16 protein-coding genes are annotated in these 18,667 nt (G+C 40.7%); 12 read left to right on the plus strand and 4 right to left on the minus strand.

The window, feature by feature from the left end:
• The first annotated feature begins 30 nt into the window (after window positions 1–30).
• The 10 genes from R7P64_RS15705 to R7P64_RS15750 all read left to right on the plus strand — a co-directional run bounded on the left by R7P64_RS15705 (window position 31) and on the right by R7P64_RS15750 (window position 11,464).
• Window positions 31–2,892 carry a hypothetical protein gene (locus R7P64_RS15705; RefSeq protein WP_139351516.1) on the plus strand — a complete coding sequence of 954 codons (2,862 nt, stop codon included), beginning with the start codon at window positions 31–33 and terminating at the stop codon, window positions 2,890–2,892.
• A 44-nt stretch (window positions 2,893–2,936) separates the two neighbouring features.
• Entirely contained in the window at window positions 2,937–3,257 is a 321-nt protein-coding gene (locus R7P64_RS15710) for a hypothetical protein (protein WP_025633960.1), read from the plus strand.
• Window positions 3,247–3,699 (plus strand): hypothetical protein, encoded by a 453-nt coding sequence (locus R7P64_RS15715; RefSeq protein ID WP_138058892.1) that lies wholly within the window; start codon window positions 3,247–3,249, stop codon window positions 3,697–3,699. Before R7P64_RS15710 ends, R7P64_RS15715 begins: the two co-directional genes overlap by 11 nt.
• Window positions 3,648–4,523 carry a hypothetical protein gene (locus tag R7P64_RS15720; protein ID WP_139351515.1) on the plus strand — a complete coding sequence of 292 codons (876 nt, stop codon included), beginning with the start codon at window positions 3,648–3,650 and terminating at the stop codon, window positions 4,521–4,523. The genes R7P64_RS15715 and R7P64_RS15720 overlap by 52 nt, the downstream gene beginning before the upstream one ends.
• Before the next feature lie 366 nt (window positions 4,524–4,889).
• On the plus strand, window positions 4,890–5,888 hold the full coding sequence (gene recA / locus R7P64_RS15725; RefSeq protein ID WP_077284321.1) for a recombinase RecA: 999 nt from the start codon (window positions 4,890–4,892) through the stop codon (window positions 5,886–5,888).
• A 40-nt stretch (window positions 5,889–5,928) separates the two neighbouring features.
• Window positions 5,929–6,480 (plus strand): hypothetical protein, encoded by a 552-nt coding sequence (locus tag R7P64_RS15730; protein WP_025633965.1) that lies wholly within the window; start codon window positions 5,929–5,931, stop codon window positions 6,478–6,480.
• Window positions 6,481–6,616: 136 nt separating this feature from the next.
• On the plus strand, window positions 6,617–7,519 hold the full coding sequence (locus R7P64_RS15735) for a hypothetical protein (protein WP_025767135.1): 903 nt from the start codon (window positions 6,617–6,619) through the stop codon (window positions 7,517–7,519).
• Between the two features lie 11 nt (window positions 7,520–7,530).
• Window positions 7,531–9,003, plus strand: coding sequence for a S8 family peptidase (locus R7P64_RS15740; RefSeq protein WP_077284319.1), 1,473 nt, complete (start codon window positions 7,531–7,533; stop codon window positions 9,001–9,003).
• Between the two features lie 121 nt (window positions 9,004–9,124).
• A complete protein-coding gene (locus R7P64_RS15745; protein WP_025767133.1) occupies window positions 9,125–10,624 on the plus strand; it encodes a UvrD-helicase domain-containing protein in 1,500 nt (499 codons plus the stop codon).
• 42 nt (window positions 10,625–10,666) lie between these two features.
• Window positions 10,667–11,464: a hypothetical protein gene (locus tag R7P64_RS15750; protein WP_025767132.1), complete on the plus strand. Its 798-nt coding sequence runs from the start codon at window positions 10,667–10,669 to the stop codon at window positions 11,462–11,464.
• Between the two features lie 331 nt (window positions 11,465–11,795).
• Here the strand turns inward: R7P64_RS15750 and R7P64_RS15755 are convergent, their stop codons facing one another.
• Window positions 11,796–12,074, minus strand: a complete 279-nt coding sequence (locus tag R7P64_RS15755; protein WP_077284317.1) for a hypothetical protein — start codon at window positions 12,072–12,074, stop codon at window positions 11,796–11,798.
• Between the two features lie 984 nt (window positions 12,075–13,058).
• On the opposite strand from R7P64_RS15755, the gene R7P64_RS15760 reads away from it, so the two are divergent.
• Window positions 13,059–13,463, plus strand: coding sequence for a DUF6088 family protein (locus R7P64_RS15760; RefSeq protein WP_025767129.1), 405 nt, complete (start codon window positions 13,059–13,061; stop codon window positions 13,461–13,463).
• Window positions 13,464–13,465: 2 nt separating this feature from the next.
• Complete coding sequence (locus tag R7P64_RS15765; RefSeq protein ID WP_025767128.1) at window positions 13,466–14,401, plus strand: nucleotidyl transferase AbiEii/AbiGii toxin family protein; 936 nt, start codon at window positions 13,466–13,468, stop codon at window positions 14,399–14,401.
• Window positions 14,402–14,773: 372 nt separating this feature from the next.
• On the opposite strand, the gene R7P64_RS15770 is transcribed toward R7P64_RS15765, so the two are convergent.
• The 3 genes from R7P64_RS15770 to R7P64_RS15780 form a co-directional block, all read right to left on the minus strand.
• Window positions 14,774–15,040 (minus strand): hypothetical protein, encoded by a 267-nt coding sequence (locus tag R7P64_RS15770; RefSeq protein ID WP_025767127.1) that lies wholly within the window; start codon window positions 15,038–15,040, stop codon window positions 14,774–14,776.
• A 91-nt stretch (window positions 15,041–15,131) separates the two neighbouring features.
• Window positions 15,132–15,386 (minus strand): bacteriocin immunity protein, encoded by a 255-nt coding sequence (locus R7P64_RS15775; protein WP_025767126.1) that lies wholly within the window; start codon window positions 15,384–15,386, stop codon window positions 15,132–15,134.
• 2 nt (window positions 15,387–15,388) lie between these two features.
• Window positions 15,389–17,995 (minus strand): S-type pyocin domain-containing protein, encoded by a 2,607-nt coding sequence (locus R7P64_RS15780; protein WP_086484042.1) that lies wholly within the window; start codon window positions 17,993–17,995, stop codon window positions 15,389–15,391.
• Window positions 17,996–18,667: the final 672 nt, after the last annotated feature.

Raw genomic sequence — 18,667 nt, forward strand, 5'->3', positions numbered from 1 at the left:
CGAGATAGAGAGCGTATTGTAGACAACCTAATGGAACACGGTGAGTTTTCTAATGGTTCAATTAAAGGGAAAGAGTTAAGCCTTGATCATCCATTAGCAAATGAGATGGTAGATACCTTAAAACTAGTGCCTCAAGGCATGGCCAATACCTATTACACCCTTCACCATTTGAAACAGCAAGATTGGGATGTGACTCATGAAAATGGTTATGAGAACTCTCTCATTGCGAGCTTTAGTTTAAATGGAAACCTAAGTTCACTTTTAGATAAAGTCAAAAGTGGAGAGGGGTTTAAGGTAGAAACGAATACCTTCCAGGAGTTCATTGAATCGAATCAAGGTATCGATTTAATCGTAGATTTTCAAAATACGATCACTCAGTCTGATTGTTGGACACCCCAAGGAAAATTAAACAACCCATTAATATCGAACTTCACTGTGGATATGGAGCGTCTTTCAGAGTGGCCCGGCATGCTCGAAGCACTAAATAATCTAGGTATTGATTCAACAAATTTAGAAAACGCTATTAGTGAAAATGGTTTAGAGTCTGCTCTGGAGCTTTGTAAAAGACCAGAAGTACTTTTAGCTTATCAATATAGCCAGGGAAGATTTGCAGACTTGCCAAAGAAGAATCTACCCGGTGCAAGATTTATTCAGAATTTAGATTTAGTAGAAATTGCTGAAGAGTACTTGAAGTTCACTACTGCTCAAAAGCTTGAGGGCGTTGAACCAGACTTTAAACAGTTTTTGTTAGAGCAAGGGGAATCATTAAATGACAAAATTGATAGCGCCGTTAAATCACAAGTTTTATCGTTTATGAATGAGATGCAGCTCGATGACTCCAAAGAAAGTATTGAGTTACTAGACGAAACTGCAACAACACTATACAAACAATTAGATCCGCGAAACGAATTAATGGGCTTAAGGTACCACCTTGAACAACTACTAGACGTATATACAAAAGAATCAGAAGTAGACCATGAAGCTCTATCATTACAATTAAATTTGCAGTTGGATGAGTACAGTGAGAGGGATGCTTTCAATACTTGGTTATTAAACAACATCTTAGAATGCAAGTTAGAGCCGAGTGTAGAACTAAAAAGTAAACATGAAGCTATGGCCTTCCTTGAAAACTCCAATAATGTCACTATTCCGCAGATGATGGCAGCATTAGTACATTTATCTAACCAAGACCTTAGTAAAATACAAGCGACCCTGGATGGTGAGCTTGTTGGGTCAACTAACCATACATCTGAGTATTATGCGGACCTTATTAAAAAATTTGAAGGGATAGTATCCCAGTTATCGGTGGACCAAGGTATTGATGTATCAAAAGCAAAGGAAGATGTATTCAGTAGAATAGTGGAATCTTTATCGCTAAACAAACCTGTTTCGCAAGAAGCTTTGAGCGATAGTTTATCGAATGAATTATACCAGCTAGCTGAGGCTACAAGGTTTTCGCCAATAGGTTCTGAGAAAGCTGACCCCATTCAAAAACTGACCATAAAAGATGTTCGAGCAATCATTTTACCTGAAGCAGTAACTGAGCCTGAAATTATCGATCAAATGTTGGCAATAGAGAAGCTGAGGGAGGAAGGCTTTAAAGGTAAAACTATTCTTTACAGTGAGCTCGAGCGTGATGGTAAAGCTCAAGCTGTACATTCTTTTATAAAACATAATCCTGACACGTTAAGAACAATAGGTGCTGCTCCCACTTCCCAAGTAGATCCTGAGCTGGATATCCCCAAATCAATAAAGATTCTTGAAGAGATTCAGGCTAATCACCCTTACTTAAAGATTCGTGTACATGAAACGATAGATTCAATGAACTTTCTTAGTAATGATCTGAAAAGTTACAGCTCTACACTCGCTGGGGTTGCCCACAATGGTGAAATGCATGTGAATCTACAAAGTGAACATAACGCATATGAGTCAGGACTTCGAAAGACTATTGCACATGAAGCGGTACACTTGGGATTTAAGAAGATGTTCACAAACTCCGAGTATGTGGACCTTATGGAGACTGTTTGGCAAAACATTTCCACTGAAGACAAGGCTACAATAAAACAAAACTATGGGCACCTTGATGAAAACAAGCCTCTAGATAGACGTAGCCTTGCGGAAGAATGGTTAGCAATGAAGGCTGAAAGTATTGATCTAAGAGATATTGATCGTATACAGCCAGTTATTAAGGTTTCATTGGTTAACAAGCTCCAAGGGTTTAGGGACTCTGTTCTCAAGAAATTAGGCAAGGTTACCGAGACCTCTTTAAATGTGGATGAGCTCCTGGTAAACGCGATTAAAAAGGCTGGAGAGTTCAACCAGTTCATTGATGGTAAAGTAATTGATCAAGGTTTGGTCGTTAGAAAAACAGGTTATGTTGAACATGAGCATCAGTCGTTTGACCTGTATCGTGGTTATAAAGCGAATTTAGACGCTGGTAGAAATTTATCTACAGAGGTGCAGATTGCAGCTAAACAAGACTTTATCCATAAGTACTCGAACAATGGGCACATTAAACTCTTAAATATCACTTTCGATAATAATAATGAACCCAAACTTGAAGGTAGTCAGTTAAGCCTACCGTACTCTGCAAACCCCAAGGACCTTCTTGAGATATTAAGGCAGGTTGAGGTAAGTTCGTGGACAGGTAAACCATCTTTGCATTCTAACATAAGTACTGAAATAGAAGCTGTTGACAGGGCTGAACCAACTCCACCAGCAGTTGTTAAAGCCAAGCTTGGTAATATAGTTAATGAGTTCACTATAGATACATCTGTGAATAATGAAATTCTCAATAAGCTTTCTGGACCAGTAAAAGACAAGTGCAAACAAGTAGACGAAAAAGTTAAACAAGAGGTTGACACTGATATGAATTTAGGAATTGGATTTTAAGTTGTATATGCTGTAACCTATTATAAAACAACAGGAGGCTTCCTATGGTTGCTGCAATTGCTCTTCTTCCATTACTTGGTGTTATAGCGGCTATTTTTTGGGGGTTGAATATGTACTACACACTCGTTCCTAACTGGTTAATTCCAGTAGTGTGCGTCGTGGTAGTCGCCTCAATATTCCAAATTAAGGTGACATACAAAGAACTAAATGAATCGGAAATAGATAGTTTTATTGGGCGGTTCTTGTTCTCAATACATCGAACAGTTCGACAGTATATGAGAGCGGCATTTATGCCAGTTGTACCTGATTTTAGTTTTGTAAAACAAACCCTCAATATCATGACGAAACGAAAAGATGATGAATAAGAAATTAATGTTAGCTGTAATGTTGAGCGCCTCCCTTTTCGGTTGTGCTCAAAATGATAGTCTTGATCCAGTATTTGGTTTTACTGGTGAATATGGTGCTGGTGGTACAAGAATCCCTAATAATCCAGCATACTTAGTTGATCCTGGGTTAACTACTGAAACTGAACTATTTAAGATATTCGGTGAGCCCCAACTAACCCAAAGTTTCCCATGGGGTAGAGTAGTTACTTATAGATATTGGGAAAATAAAATTGGGTTGCCGATGTATGAAGAGTATGTTGACTTTGTTTTTAACGATAGAGGTTTCCTTGATAAGGTGGCAACCTATTCTCAAAGGGGCTCTAAGCGGGTTGAAACAAATCAATCCAAAATGATAGAGAGAGAAGAAGAGTGTCCAAGTCACTACACAGTGTGCCAGTCATACGAAAACTTCAGTCATTAGAATCCTCACTTCATGCGTTTGCTCACTCCTTAGAGCAAACGTACTTTAACGTTCAGTTAAACAATCCCTCTGACATCAAACCAATTAAAGCGGTCATTAGAGCTATAACGGCGATCACTTACGATGAATACCAATCAGGACGAGAGTTAAACCAGTTACCTGGAGTGGTCTTCATTCCTGAAGATGTAGTTCCCAAATTACTAGAAGTAAATCATGCCAAAAAGGCATTTTCAGACGCTGTAAAAGAAGCTAAGGCCTCGAGTAAATGCAAAAGCAATACTGCCGCATTGAATTATGTAAGAAAATTATTAACAGAGATAGGCATGCAAAGGGTTCACTTTAAACAATGTGAACGCTTGCTGGTGGTAGAAGAGGCGCTACCTAAAAAAATAGTTTTTTATAACGAATCAAAAGGGTGGGGTAACCAAAAGAAATACTCAAAAGAAGAAGCGCTTGAGTTAGCTAAAGAAATCATTGATAACGGTTCTGATAGCTTTGACATCGTTTCTAAGAAAATTGCAGAGATTTCTGATTCGGAGTTTCTTGTGCACCGGACGCCAAGTCCAACAAGTATTAAAGCGAACATCACTAAATATGTACCAGGAGTGGGAGAGAAAAGTCATTCAAGAGTTGCTTCGTTACCAATATTTGTTGTAACTACCGATATGGATTCAGCGAGAACGGTACTCATTGGTTCTATGGTTTCGATTGAGTCTACCCCAAAGTCTAAAAGACTGGGGTCTAGTAAAGCTCGTAGTAAGTTTGAAGAGCAACCCTATATCTCAACTTTGCGTCTATATCGATATAAGCCCGAATATAGATAGAAAAATTTACAAACCAATCTATAATATATGATATTAAATTGGAGGGTTAGAGATGCACAAGCGTAGAGATAATTTGCAAAAGACGATACTCATTGTTTGGTTTCTGTGTTCTAGCATTGTACTTGGGATTCAGCTATTACCTAGCCCAATTGATAATGCAAGTGCAAGTCAGATAGAGTCAAAAGCCGGAAATCTGGAGCCAGATGACAGCCTGATCAATCTGGATACAATTCTTACCTATATGCCTACCGAAGTACCTCATTCCAGAAATAAACAGTAGCTATAAAATGATTTAATATGGTATTAAATACCATTGACAAACACTTTGCTCAACTATAATATATAACAAAACAGAGCGAGGTAGTTATGGTTACAATAGCTAGCAATAACAGCAATCCTTCACCTAAAAGCGTGGCTCTTGCTGCTGCTTTAGGGCAAATTGAAAAACAATTTGGCAAGGGTGCTGTGCAAAGCCTTGGGGGCGAAGCAACAACTAACAATCTTGACATCGTATCTACAGGCTCACCTAAGCTTGATAAAGCTTTAGGAGTGGGCGGGTTAGCGCGAGGTCGTATTCATGAAGTTTTTGGCCCGGAGAGCTCCGGAAAGTCGACATTGGCATTGGAAGTCATTGCTGAAGCACAAAAGAAAGAAAGTATTTGTGCCTTCATTGATGTTGAGCATGCGCTTGATCCTGGATATGCCAAATTAATTGGCGTTAATAGCGAAGAATTGTATGTTTCGCAGCCAAATAGTGCGGAGGAAGCTCTGTCTATTGCAGAAACTCTTGCTCTATCGGGAGCAGTAGACATTATTGTTATCGATAGTGTCGCAGCAATGTGTCCTAAAATGGAGTTAGAAGGAGAGATGGGGGCAGCTAGTATGGGCCTTCATTCGAGGTTAATGTCGCAAGCATGCCGGAAGCTAACAGGTATTCTAAAGAAAACGAATACCATGGCTATTTTCATAAACCAAATTCGTTTTAAAATTGGTGGTTTTGGAAACCCTGAGACAACAACAGGTGGAAATGCTTTAAAGTTCTACGCTACAACGCGAATTGATATTCGCAGAACGGGGAGCTATAAAGTCACCGATTGTACAATGGGTAATGAAACCAGGATTAAGGTTGTCAAAAACAAACTTGCCCCTCCATTTAAACAAGCTGAAACCAAAATATTGTTTGGTAAGGGTTTCGATTACTACGGTGAAGTTCTTGATTTAGGCTTAGATGCTCGAATTATAGACAAACGTGGTACTTGGTACCTTTACAAAAACCTTAAGCTTGGGCAGGGCAGATTGTCAGCGACAGAGGCCTTAGAAAACGACAAAGTCCTTCTTGAAGAGATATTATCTCGGATTAATTAGATTAAGGTATGTTGCGGGAAAACCGCAACATAAAGGCATAATGTTATTTAGTGACTTTCAGAAAAATCTAGACAAATTACCTTTTGATGAATTGCAATCACGGAGAAAGGGGCAGTCTGTACGCTCATTAGCTTATTTTCTTGGCTCAAATGAAGTCGCGATTCAAAAGTACAAAAATAATCCCGACGAACCTGTAAAGGAATCGCATATTCGATGCGTTGATTTTCTTTTGAAAATGCCAAAAGAGCAACAGATCCACATTCTATCTCAGAGTGTAAACAATCCTATCTTAAGCGTTACAGAGTCACAGCGCTGTAAAGTGAAGCATTATGATGCTCTGGAGAGTCGTCTCCTGAAGCTGGGTATGTCGAAGTTAGGGGTGTATTCATTATTGGGTACTCGTAATAGCGTTGTGGATAACGCACGAAAAAAAGGCGCCATGTCAAAAGGCTTGGCAGCGATCGTTGGGTTAACGAGTCGATTTAGTAATGATGAGCTCTTGGAACTAGCTGTCGAATACGAGACATCTGAGCGAAAATTGCCCGCTTTGAAAGAAAAGCTTATGAAAAAGCATTCTAAGTCCTCAACTTAACGACAAAAGTTGAACTGCAAGCTCAAAACGTGAATCTGGATAAGGATAATCTGAGAGCAATCAATAAACTAGCGAAATCGCTGGTTTATTTAGAAAACTAATCTATGTCATTTACGTATAAAAAAAAGGATTTGAAGTGAAAAACTACTTAGCACTCTCGATTTTAGTAGTCCTATCTGGCTGTGGTGGTGGCGGAGAAGGTGGTGGCACCAATAGCAGTAGTGGCGATAAGTCACTTGTACTTACTGTAACAGATCCAACTCAATCACTAGTGGAGAATGGGGCGTCAATAACCGTCCAATTAGAAACAAACTCAAAATCAGATAACTACACTCTTACTGTAAGAGATCCACAGTCGGTTCTCAATCAAATTCCTCTAAGTGAATATGAAAAAAATATTCATTGGTCTGTAAATAAATCGAATTTAATTCTTTCAGCAGATGAATTACTTAAGTCTTCAGGTGATTTGAGCCTCACACTGACACTTGAAGATGGCAGCGAGCAAATATCTACGAACTTTAGCCTTGATATTGTTAACACAAGTCTTAATGAGCGTCTTGAAGTCGCTTCAACGTACATCGATAACAGTGAAGAGATTAAGCAGTTTTCGGAGCTAAAATCACTCCAACATGCTTATGAAAAGGTTTTTTTATTGATGGGTCATGGTCAGCTCCCATTTACACCCGAATTTGATGAGCAGGTATACCTGGACAAACTAAACGACATCAAGTTGGCAGTAAGCAAGGTGCATAATGGTGGTATAGAGACTCTACTTGTTAATCCATTATCAAGTTTTGAATCTGAACTAAACGCAAGCGCTAAACAATACATAGATCATCTGAACAAGATTGCCGCAAAAGAGAATAGCCTGAGTGTACTCCCAGCAGTGGATTTCAATGCCTCTTCGACAGGCTATTCATTCTTTAAAGGTAATGTGAACTACGGTCAGTTTACTGAACTGTCAGTTTTCAAGTTCAACCCTGAATTTCAGTTTGTTGAAAATTTAACTGACCCTACTTACGGCAATTGCAGCATTTAAGGACAAATAGAATGAACAAAATCACCCTATCTCTACTAATTAGCGCTGCAGTTTTTAAAGGTTATGCTCATGCGAACATTGCAGAACCTATCTTATTTAAAGGAGTCGATCCTTTAGCGATGTCAGACTCAACTGGTTACCACCAGTCACAGTTAAATACCTATTGGGCAGACCAAGACTTACTTAAAGGGGCGAATAGTATTTCTAAGGCCAGAGATACTGCAAAAACCAATAACGTGACACGTGTGGGTGTTATAGATGGAGGCTTTTTAAATACTCCAGAGCTTCCTTTTGTTGATGGATATAGTTTTATCGGAACTGAAGGTTACACAGCAAATTTTGACACACCGATATCTGACCGTGGTGAACACTGCGATATAGGTCATGGCAATATGGTTGCATCACTAATTGGTGCCAACCCTCAAGGGGATGGCGTAAAAGGTGTAGCTGATGTTGAATTGGTTGCAGCTCGAGCACTGAAATGTAGTGAAGCAAAAGTTGAAGACTTAACTGCTGCAATCAAGTGGCTGAGTGGACAAGAGGTTCCTGGTGTACCGCTAATTTCAGAGCCAGTTGATGTTATAAATATGTCGTTAACGTTGCGGAACACAATGTGTGGTGGTGACGTTCAAGACGCGATTCGAGTAGCGCAAGATAAGGGGATTACTTTTGTGGCAGCGCAAGGGAATCGAGGCGTTAATTATGAAACAGGGTTACCAAAAGATTGTCCCGGTGTGATCGGAGTAGGCTCAAACCAATTAGATGGATATAAGTCTGGGTTTTCTAACTTTGATGTTAACGTAGACATTGTTGCTTATGGTGACCGCCTCTCATTGCCGACAATCGTTGATTCGAATAATGATGGAGCTTTGGACTACACCGAAACGGCTGGAACGAGTCTTTCGACACCTCTAGTAACGGGCACAATTGCACTAATGCTCAACGAAAATCCCGATTTAACTCCTACAGAAATCATTACCATTCTTAAACAATCGACAGGCAAACCAGTGGTCGGTGAAGCGGGAAGTGGTTTTCTTAATTATTCTTGTGACAATGGATATTGCGGCTATGGTGTTTTGAATGCATATGAGGCAATGCTTCAAATGAGAAAGTTGTCAGAGGAAGGGGTAGCGTTAAAAAGTCCACTAGCTGGTGAGTGTGATGTAGAGTTTTACTTAGATACTCTCGGTGGTTCTATTGATGTTTGTTCAATGGGGGAGTTTAAGTTAAATGATCATGTCACTAGCGATAACACCAAAATAGAAGTTTATAAAGTTTCAAGCCTTGATTCATTAGATGTGGCAGGTGCTGAATTAGTTACAGACACTACAAATGGAAAACTTATGCTTCCAAATGTGGGTAATGAGCTCTTTGCCTACCGTATGTGTGAAAAGAACTTCGTTGATGAGTACCATTGCTTTAGCGATGAATTAACGCCACTAACGGTTTCTAATCTCGAAAAACCTCACCAATGTAATCTCTAGAAACTGAAATCTAACTAATTGATAAACCCTGGATATTTTCCGGGGTTTATTATATATGATAGTTGACTGCTTTTTGTTTTGCTGTCACAATATACCATATTAAAACAGCTTTGGGGGCAAAATGAAACCAACGTTAGAACAACAAAACGTCATATACAAACCTGTTAGGCTTGCTGTGATCAAAGCGCTTGCAGGAACTGGTAAAACTACATTATTTAGATTGTTCGCGAATGCATATCCAGAGCTAAGAATGCTCTATATTACTTATAATCGTCCGATCGCAGATGCCGCTAATTTACCTCCCAATTGTCTATCACTCACTGGCCATCAGTTAGCATATCAATTCGTAGGAAAATACTACCGCCACAAGTTTGCAGAAAACCTCAGCATGGGGCTGATTAGAAAGCACCTCAGGTGCGACTGGTCCATCGCAAACGGGACTATGGTTACTTTAGAAAACTATTTTTGTAGTGAAGATCAAGAAATAGAAAAAAAACACGCTCCATACAACCCCAAAAATAAAAAATCATTGGATATTCAAGAACAGCTAGTTTCTAGTGCCAAGCAAATCTGGAATGAAATGCAGTTATTGGAAAGTCCGGTTCCCATGACGCACGATGGTTACCTAAAAGGTTTCTCTATTGCCCAAGTAGATTTGAGCGAGCATTTTGATGTGCTACTTGTAGATGAGGGGCAAGACCTTAACCCTGCAGTGAGAGCTTTTATGAAAGCTCAAACTAATATGAGAGTCTATGTATGTGGTGATGAGTCGCAACAAATTTATCGTTATCGCGGTGCCGAAGATGCACTGAAAGTTCAAGAAAATAGTGGAGCCGAAGTTTTCTCATTAACCCAGTCATTTCGCTTCAATGAACAGGTTGCTACATATGCCAATGCCTTTCTGAACCAACTTGGTGTTCATGAACGGCTTAAGGGGACCGATAATGGCATTATCGAGTCTGTTTTAACTTCAGAAAACGATTTAGATGAAAATCTCCAGATAGCCTATATCAACCGTACGATCGTATTAACGATTGAAGTCGCGATAGAAGCTGACGAACGTGGCAAGAGCATTTACTGGACTGGAGGTTTTAATAACTATCCATTTAACGAGCTCTTTGATTTACTCTACTTGAAGCTAGAGCAGTACGATAAAATACGCTCACGCGACTTTAAGCGTGATTTTACTACATTCGAAGATTTCGTAGAAGTTGCGAAAAAAACGAAAAACATCGATATGGCTAGAATCCTCAGACTTGTCTCTAAATATGATACTGGTTTGTTTGATATTTATGAGAACTTGAAGCTTTCTAAAGTGGATAAAATTGAGGCTGCTGAAGTTGTCGTAGGAACTTGCCACAGAACGAAAGGCTTAGAGTTTGACCAGGTGGTGCTAGGGGATGATTTTTGTGACCAATTGAAATTAATCGAGCGTACAGAAGACGAAATTCGAGATGAGTTGAATCTAATGTATGTCGCCATCACAAGAGCCAAGTTACGATTCGTAGAATCCCATCCATTTCATTCTGTACGACGTTGCTCACAAAACATTTTTGAACTGGCAAGAGAGTTTCAAAAGAACAAAAGAAGTAGCTCAGGCCGTTTTAAAAAGAGACGCTAATCATAATTCTATCGAGATGAGTAAATTAGGAGAAGTAAGTAAATGGCACTTTTTGACAGAGAAACGAGAGAGTTGATAGAAAAGTTGATCAATCAAGTTGATGTTGATCTTCGAACCGATTTTAGTATAGGTATCATTTCTAGTGAAAATGAATATACATCTGTCCTAACTGCAGAAATTCGTAATAGGATTAATGCTAGGCTACCGTTAAAATCAGCTGCATTTTCACAGAAGTTGAAATCAAATGAAGAGCAAGCATGGGGCGTTGATGCTTGTGTTTTATTGATTGATTATGACAAGGGAGTCGGGAAACTATGTTTGTTTGAAGCAAAAAGTGATCGGCCAAATTGGGACTATCTGAAACCTAATTATCAACCACCTACCTCTCACTTTTCATCTCAAATAGCCCGTCAGGTAGTACCTAACAAACAGGGATTTGTTGTATGGGAGCAGTTTTATTCAAGCAAACCAAATGGTACACCTATAGGTGACCGAAATCCTAATGGTTCTACCTGTATTCTCCATTATCTTGCATACTACCATAATGATATTCCTCCTAATCCGAACGTTTGGAGTGATAATGATATTGATACCCTTGCTCTAGAGAAGCAAAGGGTTTCCAAAATGGGGAGCTTAGTACGTACGGTTTGCAAATGTAAATTAGGGAAACGTTTCGATTTTAGTGAACTAGAAGAATTACTCAGAGAACGTATACCAGTGAGGCACATTTTGTTTTTAGAAGGGGGCAGGGCTGTCTCAGAAAACAATAGCAATCATTCTATTGCTAAACGATATCAGGAAAGGTTCCCTGACTATAAAGAGAGTACTGGTAGGCAGTAAGTGTTGAATTCTTAGTTGGTTTTTTCTTATGTAATAGTGTGAGTAGAATAAAGCTTCATACTGAGCATTAAAGTTTCATACTAAATTGGCAGCGTTACCTAGTTTCACTGCCACTTTTTACTATTTGAGTAGCGAGCCAAGAACGGTCACAATGCAACCAGCGTAAATCCATAGACAATTGTTTCCTGAACAATGAAACAAACCTGAATCATCGAAGCCATGCCACCCAAGCTTCTAGGCAGTTTTGTAGCCTCGCATCCCTTGCTTTGCGTTCTCGACATCAACCATCATCTGCTTTACTTTTTAGATTCATAGCCATGAATTTTCCTCTCTAACTGATTACTGGCAGAACGGTAGTATTCTTGAATGTTTCCAGCTCTGACGCGAGCACGTGAAAACTAACTTCAGGCGGGTTATTTTTCGCTCCATTCATTTTGAACATTACAACGTGATAATCGGAATCATCATCAGCAGGGAAAATATGAAATTCTCCTGTCGATGGTAATTCAATGCTAAGGGACGCTGTTCCATCAATCTTCAAGATCATTGGAGACTCTGAGCAGTTAGGAACAAGTTCAAGCTTGAAACCTGTAAAATCATGTATATCCACGTTTTTTCCCTTTATCAGTTAATTTCGTTCAAATGGTCTAAATCTGTATTACCTGACCGAATAGACAAAACAATCAAGTATCGATCATCATTTGGGCATTTTGAGTAACCGTGACCAACTGGAACTACATGCGCGTAAACACCAGTAGCAACATCAAAATGATCCCCGTACTGAATCTTTTTGGGGAGTGATTCTTTCAACCATTCCAAAAATGTTTGTTTAGCCCAAGGTTGCGGCATTGTTGCAGTCACAGTATGAGGTAATGACATTAGATGTTGTAATGCTGCGTAAATATCAGAATCACTAGTTGCTTGTTTTCAAAGCCATCTTTTCCCCGCTTATTTGGTTTCTAATTCATTTGCTAACTCGTGACGTTCTTGAAGCAAATCTTCAAAGTAGAAACTTTCGGCCTCGGATAATCCATCTTTATCTGCTTTCACTAACAATTCCAGAATCTTGGCCTCAAGCATTTCTAAAGCGGACTGAGCCGCTTAATCAAAGTCCTGCATCTTTTCACCTTTAAGACTTTTAAGCTAAATCAATACTTCCATTGGTTTCATTCTCTTTGAAAGGAGCAGCCAATAGTTATTCATTAGTTTCATTATCATGCCGCCCGACATAAACATGAGCATTAAACGTTGAAATTAGTATACCAGACAAATGAATAGCTTCGGTCATATCAACTACAATCAGTTCCTCCCAATAACTCCTCCCTGTCAGTGAGCACACATGAGCTTCATTCGGTAGTCACGCGCTATATAGCCATTTACACCAATGTAAAGGTTTATTTTTGAATTGGGTCGCTTATTTTTTTTAAATGAGGTCGTTAATTTGTAAGTGAAAAAAAATCAAGTAAAAACATACTCATAGGTTGTTATTAAAAATATGCACGTCGTATTTTTTCTTAAATGAATGCCGTATGTGTTTCAAATAACGATGGGCTTCGAGTATACTAGGGTCAAGCACTATGTAGGAGGGTGAGTCATGACAGCAACTGATCTTATTTATCAAAAGATAAAGCGCTCTCGACGCTATGTGTTCGAACGTAAAGACTTCGACAACTATGCTAGCTATGACCAGGTTGGTCGTGTATTGAAGAAACTTGTGGATAAAGGTGTGCTGATGAAAATCGGGTATGGCTTATACACCAAGTCAACAATCAACAGCTTAACTAATAAACCTATGCCTACGAATCCCGGTGGTACTGACGCAATCATGCGTGAGATCCTAAAAATGCGCGGTGTAGACTTTGAGCTGGATGCTATGTCATTGAAGAGTATCAATGGACAGTCCACTCAAATACCAGCGTCCATCAGGTACAAGTGGGACTCTAAGCATTTCAATCGCAGCCTTAAGGTTGGTAACAGAGTATTGAACAAGCGACAATGAGTATATCAAAACTAAAAAATCAATTTCTTGAAGTATCTGATGCCCTTGAGTTAGGCAACCCGTCGATCGCGGAAAAGGACTATTGGGTGGTGTCTCTGCTTGCCATGTTGGAAGGTGTGGAAAGTGAGCACCACCAGCTTGTTTTTTCAGGTGGAACTGCTTTGGCCAAGTCCAATATTAAGATTCTGCGAATGTCTGAAGACGTCGACATAAAATTAATTCCAACTAAGGAGTTTCTCGATAAGGGCCCTGGTGCGAAGAGAAGAGCTCGCAAAGCGTTAGTCGAGCACCTCATAGCGAGGTTAGCTGACCACACTTATCTGAATTATAGCGATAAAACGGTACGTGATAGCTATCGCTATGTTGAAATCGAAATAGAGTACCCACAACAATACCATCAAGCACCGTGTCTAAGACCTTATATCAAACTGGAATTTATCGAGACAATCGAACTTCAGGGCGTTGAGCCTCGCTCTATTTCATCGCTGGTCGCGCAGAGCTACAATCAACCTGCCGAAGTAAGCACAATGTCGTGTATATCTATTGACTCGACGTTGGTTGAAAAAGTGCTTTCCATGTTGCGTCGCACCATGTCAGTCAAGCGAGATCCACAGCGTAAGGATGACGAAACATTGGTTCGTCATATCTACGATGTTCACTGTATTAGCGCCGAGCATACGATTGATATGGGCGTATTAAAGCCGATGTTTGATACCGTTTTGGAAGAAGACAGGGCGCGATATGGCAATCAACATCATGAGTTTGTCGATGATCCGCGCAATGAGTTAAAACTAGGATTAGAAGAGCTAGAATCCAACGAGGAGTTTCGTAAACGTTTTGACGCGTTTGTTGCTCCAATGGTGTACAACACAGAGCCGCATGACTTTGATACCTGTTTTGCCTCATTCAAAGGTATTTCAGAGCAGCTTATTAGCTAACCCTTCCAATGCCTACCCCTGTTTTGGGCTACACTCCCAGTTGTAGGGCACAATGCTGAAAAAGCCTAAGTTGGTTACCTCCTCTATCGCATCAGCCACATAGGTTTAGATATGTGGGTGATGAGCTTACTAAGCTAGTTGATAGTTACCCCAAATTTAAGTTATCCGAAGAAGATGCTTGCGAGCTAATACTCCCGCTCATTTCTGTCCAGAGATGTGATATCGCTGAATCACGGCAAACACACCTTTGCCCCATTATAAGACAGAGTAAATACTCATTCATATCCTGTTAATTGGGTTTTGCCTTACTAAAAGTAATCCATTCTTCTAATGCTATTCGTTGTTAATCCTCATGTTGTATTACGGGGGCTCTTAAGTTGTCAACATCGTACACAGAACCACAATGTTGTATTTATTCAACATGGTGCATTTAGAAAGAACGTCTTCCCCCAGCGGTATCCTTAAACCTTGTTCGAGGAGCTTTGCCACCCATCGTCCGTTTAAGGTTAGCAGGTATAAATTGACTTGAATCGGGAGTTTGCCAACTTGCTTCACCGTTTTTTCTGGCGTCCAATTGATGGTTGGTACGTTATCTTCAATCGCAATGGACAAAATATTGAGTTCACCGAGAGCTGCCATAAGGTTCTGACACAAGAGGATTTTGAGCGGTTTTTAGAGCAGGTTGAGGAATGGGAATGAGAAAAGGCGTCATCGTGACGCCTTTTAGCTTTTACTCTTTGAAGCAAGGAAGTCCCTGACTAGCACGCCAATCTTTCACTATTTTGACTATCCCTTCAGGCGTATCCTCACCCGGGTTCTCTGGGTAGTAAATTAAGTCTGAACCCGCCGGATGCTCCGTAATTAATATGAAGTGTTCAAGCAACTTATCTTGATAATCATCGCTGCCCTTTGATTCAATTATCTCATCTATTAAGTTTATGAAATCAGCTTCAGTATAAGCACTCAGTGTGTCTTTTAATTCCATCGTTAACTCTTGTGTATATCAATATGGTTACGGGGGGTGTTTACTCTTAAGTTGTCAACATCGTATACAGAACCGCCATGTTGTATTTCTTCAACATGGTGTAGTTCGAAAGAACGTCTTCCTCCAACGGTATCCTTAAACCTTGCTCGAGGAGCTTTGCCATCCATCATCCGTTTAAGGTTCGCAGGTATAAATTGACTTGATAGAGTAGGATCATTGGCAATCTCGCCCCAGAAGACTCTTCTAAAATCGTCAAAGCTACTGAACTCACTTCCTCTTAGCTTATCAGCAATTTGAGACGGTATTGGAGCTCCTAAATCTTTACCCGCATCAGCTAACCAGATACCCAAGATATCTTCGCCCTTACCAGTAACGACTCCGGGCTTATCCCTCAGTCTTTCTTTGTAAACTACATAGAGCGGAGCAATGCCTGAGCTTTCAGGGAATACCAAGATCGCATCACGCCAGTCTTTCTCTTCAGGCGCAGGCGTAACGGTGACGTTCGCATCGCTATCCGAGTGGATTGGCGTGACCAGTATATCGTCTTTTTCAAACCCATCACTATGATCGGGGGTAGTTTGCCAACTTGCTTCACCGTTTTCTTCTGGAGTCCAATATATGGTTGGTCCGTTCTCTTCAATCGCAACGGACAACTGACCATTGTTCCCTTGTTTCACATATTTGATGGGGATTCGTGTGTCATCTACATGATAGCCCTGTACGTGCGGATAAAACTCGCCATCTTGGGGCTCGGTAATGTGGACACGAACGCGGCTTTGCGCCGTGGTTACTTGGCGTAAATCTTGGTCTGTGTATTGGGTGTTATCGCCAAATAAGCTTTGCTGCATGGCAAACAAAGCGCCAATACCTTCGACCTGCCAGCGGTAGCCCTCGACGATTTTGTCTTTCAATGTGCCGGCCAGTTTATCTAACTGCATCGCTGCGGTTTGGGTTTGCTGCATTTGCTCTGGGGAACCGGCGACAGCTGCGGAACTGCCCATAGCCATTTGTGCTTGTGTCGCTTGAATGGCGGGTATGACAGCAGCTGGGTTTGCATTGGCTTGTGCAAAGAAGAATGACCAAGGACCAAAGTTACTTATTGACTCTTGTTGGTCGCCAATTTCAATACATCCCTCTGGTCTGGTGCAGGATTTAGCGAACACGAGCGAGCTTGTGGCGTCTTTTAAATTGAGGATTACCACATCGCCTTCTATGCAATCGGCAGTGTTAATGGCTCTATATTTGGTCAACCCGAGCAATGGATCACTGTGCTGATAATGACTGTTGCGGATGTTGTTGTAAGTTTGTGGGCGCAGCGGCGGAAAGGTATTCTTTTTGTCCGGTGCTTGTTGTTGCTGTTTCTCAGCAACAATAATTTCATCACCTACCGCAAGTGACAGAGGGTCGGCCTCAAACACTGGGTTAAGCAAGAGCAAGGCTTTAGCTCCCATACCATATAGTTCAGCGATGCTTTGCCAGTCTTCCCCTACCGTTACGGTGTGCGTCGCTGCGGTTTGTTCCGCTTGCGTCTCATCGTTGTTACCTTCTGAGCGCGCTTCTTCCGGCTGTTTGACCGCATTAAACAATGCGGGGATATCCAACTTTATCCCGTTTTCACACAGCCAATCTTCACTGAGATTATCGAGCTCTTCACGCGTGATTTGTCGCTCAAGATAAATGATGTATTGATTTTCGATGATTTGATCGGCTAATTTCCAATACACCAAAATAGCGCTTTGGTCTTTAGTAAAACCACGCTCGTCATTGAGCTTGTCTTGTGTCGATTGCGTAGCGTAAAACGCCCATTTTTCTTCCCCAAGAATTTTGTATTCTTGGACAAGTTCACCATCATTAAAGTGGTAGTAATAGCCTTCAGTAGGCAAACCTAAACGTTCGCCCAATCGCACTGCAGGGACAACAGGTATAAAACCTTCCTCAGCTTTATGGCTGCCGACTTTTTTTAGTGTGACGGCTTCCTGTGGCGTCAGCCCGAGATTGTCATCAGCGATGTGGATATTTAAACGCTTTGGCTCATCAAATACACATAACGCTGTGTAGCGGGTGCCTTGCTCGGTATTGGTTTGTTCCCAGCGAGTTAACGCGTTCTCTTTTTCAGTTTTCGCTAAAGCAAAGTCACTGTGCACCATTTTCTTTATGGTGGCATCCGAGCAGCCAACTTCGAAGCTGTACTCAAATTCCTTGGTGATTTCCTCTTCACTTTCGGTTGCGATTGGCTGCGGCGTGTAAACTCGTTCGAGCGTCGAGGTTTCCCCTAGACAAGAGCTGTATCCTCCCGTTGTTCTGGTGATTTTCGTTTTTGCTAATAAATTATTAGCGGCATCATCAGAGAATGCTGGGATAACCTCAGAGTTCAGCCTCCAAGTTTTAGGACCTATTGGGTCGTTGTAACTAAGTAGAGCGGGAGTTTGAGGCGTATCACTCACGAGTACGAGATTGCCTTCGTAGAGATGCTGCTTTAGCTGTTCAAAAGTAAGATGTGAAGGAATAGCAGAGGCGATATCCGCTTCCGAAATATTATGGAAGTTGCCCTCTATCAATCCAAATTCATGAGACATTACTTCCGACAGTGGAAGAACTTTATAGGACACACAAATACCTAAAGTGAATACTAGTTATCACGGCAATAAGCAGTAAGCATGCCATGAACTTTCTTCTGCAAAATCAGCCAGGTAGGATGATAGTAGTATACGCCGATACAATTTTTTGTTTATCGAGCCAAAAAGTTGGATATAAATCCAAGAAGTTGGTCGGTGTTGGCTGTGGTCTTTGTGTACGGTACCTGTTTAGTTGAAGCGATACATATGGTGTTTTTACCCGTGAACACATTCGTAGTGGGCACGTTGTGTATGTAATAGTTCTAAGACGGTTTTGCCCCATTCCTTCTTTGCGGCAAAGAGCATTACTGTCAACTGTACTATGCGTAGCCCTCACAAAACTTATCTCTGATGGATTGTGAAACTGTGTATTGTTAGTTAGAGCAAAAACTCGCACACAAACTCTCAGCCCAATTTTTCTTATTTCAACTTATTTATTTAACATTTGATATAAATCGTATTTGTTAGTTACAATTCAGCTCGTTTAAGGGAGTAGCCTTCCACTACTGATTAGTAGTGGAGTGAATATCAACAGTCTCCAAGCCTTATGCTTGTGGTATTCACGTTCAACATGTTCTGGCAAGACTTAAGCAAAATAGCGATGCGGGCAGGATTGCTATTTTGCTTTTGTTGTTGCCTGCCCGAGATGACAAAAGGAAACCTGCT

This window comes from Vibrio sp. 2304, from assembly GCF_033339475.1.
Taxonomy (GTDB): Bacteria; Pseudomonadota; Gammaproteobacteria; order Enterobacterales; family Vibrionaceae; genus Vibrio; species Vibrio alginolyticus.

Excerpts from the sequence above, each read along its gene's own strand:
- R7P64_RS15705 (WP_139351516.1), top strand. The coding sequence starts at position 31 with ATGGAACACGGTGAGTTTTCTAATGGTTCAATTAAAGGGAAAGAGTTA.
- R7P64_RS15710 (WP_025633960.1), top strand. The coding sequence starts at position 2,937 with ATGGTTGCTGCAATTGCTCTTCTTCCATTACTTGGTGTTATAGCGGCT.
- R7P64_RS15715 (WP_138058892.1), top strand. The coding sequence starts at position 3,247 with ATGATGAATAAGAAATTAATGTTAGCTGTAATGTTGAGCGCCTCCCTT.
- recA (WP_077284321.1), top strand. The coding sequence starts at position 4,890 with ATGGTTACAATAGCTAGCAATAACAGCAATCCTTCACCTAAAAGCGTG.
- R7P64_RS15730 (WP_025633965.1), top strand. The coding sequence starts at position 5,929 with ATGTTATTTAGTGACTTTCAGAAAAATCTAGACAAATTACCTTTTGAT.
- R7P64_RS15740 (WP_077284319.1), top strand. The coding sequence starts at position 7,531 with ATGAACAAAATCACCCTATCTCTACTAATTAGCGCTGCAGTTTTTAAA.
- R7P64_RS15745 (WP_025767133.1), top strand. The coding sequence starts at position 9,125 with ATGAAACCAACGTTAGAACAACAAAACGTCATATACAAACCTGTTAGG.
- R7P64_RS15750 (WP_025767132.1), top strand. The coding sequence starts at position 10,667 with ATGGCACTTTTTGACAGAGAAACGAGAGAGTTGATAGAAAAGTTGATC.
- R7P64_RS15760 (WP_025767129.1), top strand. The coding sequence starts at position 13,059 with ATGACAGCAACTGATCTTATTTATCAAAAGATAAAGCGCTCTCGACGC.
- R7P64_RS15770 (WP_025767127.1), bottom strand. The coding sequence starts at position 15,040 with ATGGCAGCTCTCGGTGAACTCAATATTTTGTCCATTGCGATTGAAGAT.
- R7P64_RS15775 (WP_025767126.1), bottom strand. The coding sequence starts at position 15,386 with ATGGAATTAAAAGACACACTGAGTGCTTATACTGAAGCTGATTTCATA.